This is a genomic window from Stenotrophomonas pictorum JCM 9942, assembly GCF_001310775.1.
In the GTDB taxonomy this organism is placed as follows: Bacteria; Pseudomonadota; Gammaproteobacteria; order Xanthomonadales; family Xanthomonadaceae; genus Stenotrophomonas; species Stenotrophomonas pictorum.
Genome location: NZ_BAZI01000644.1, coordinates 1 through 1,010, shown reverse-complemented (window position 1 = coordinate 1,010; position 1,010 = coordinate 1). Strand labels below are relative to the sequence as shown.

Genomic DNA, 1,010 nt, shown 5'->3' with positions numbered 1-1,010 from the left:
CGGGCTGCGCAGCACCAGCGTCAGCGCGCCGGCAGCCAGGGCCAGGGTGATCGCCATCGTCAGCCCGGCTCCAATGGCGGCGAACAGGGCGCCGCGTGACGGCAGCGGCTGCCAGTGGCCTTCAGCAGCGACCGGAGCGGGAGGAAGTTCGGGGGGTTGGATCGACAAGCGAAGATTCCAGCGATGAGGCTGGAGCGAGCCTAGCATCCGCCCGCAGGCGTGTGAGCCGGGTTTACTGCGCGGCCATGATCAGCGCATCGACGTCGAGCTGATGGCCGGCGCGCACGGCCTTGGTGCGCAGGTACTGCTCGTTCTCGGCGGTGATCTCGCCGGTTACCGCCACGCAACCGACCACTTCGATGCCGGCGTTGCGCAGATGCTGCACCTTGCTCGGATTGTTGGTCAGCAGCTGGATGCGGCGCACGCCCAGCCCCCGCAGCATCGCCGCGGCACTGGCATAGCGGCGCTCGTCCGGGCCGAAGCCCAGTTGCGCGTCGGCATCGATGGTGTCCAGGCCTTCGTGCTGGTAGCCGTAGGCGCGCATCTTGGCGGCGATGCCGGTGCCGCGGCCTTCCTGGTCCAGATACAGCAGGACGCCGCCGCCCAGTTCCTTGAGCGTGCGCAGGCCGCGGCGCAGCTGGTCGCCGCAATCGCACTTGAGCGAGCCGAACAGGTCGCCGGTCAGGCAGGACGAATGCACCCGCACCGGCACGATGCCGCCCATGTCCGGAGTGCCGACGATCACCGCCACCTGGTCGCGCTGCGCCACGCCGCCGCGGAACACGGCGAACTCGCTCATGCCCACATCGCGCAACGGCACCGGCGAACGCGTCACCAGTTCGTAATCCTGGCCGGCCTGGGCGGCCCCTTCGGCGAGGTCGGCGATCTCCAGGTGCATGCACGGGTCAAACGGCGAATCGCTGGCCGGCAGTTCCACCGCCACCATCGCCGGCAGCAACAGGCCCAGCCGCGCCAGTTCCACCGCGGCGGCATCGCGGGCGTCGCCAGCG

1 protein-coding gene is annotated in these 1,010 nt (G+C 70.1%); it reads right to left on the bottom strand.

Features of this window, described 5'->3' with window-relative positions; genetic code table 11:
- Positions 1-232: 232 nt before the first annotated feature.
- On the bottom strand, positions 233-1,010 hold a 778-nt coding region (gene ribA, locus JCM9942_RS16750), incomplete at its 5' end, for a GTP cyclohydrolase II RibA (protein WP_054660968.1).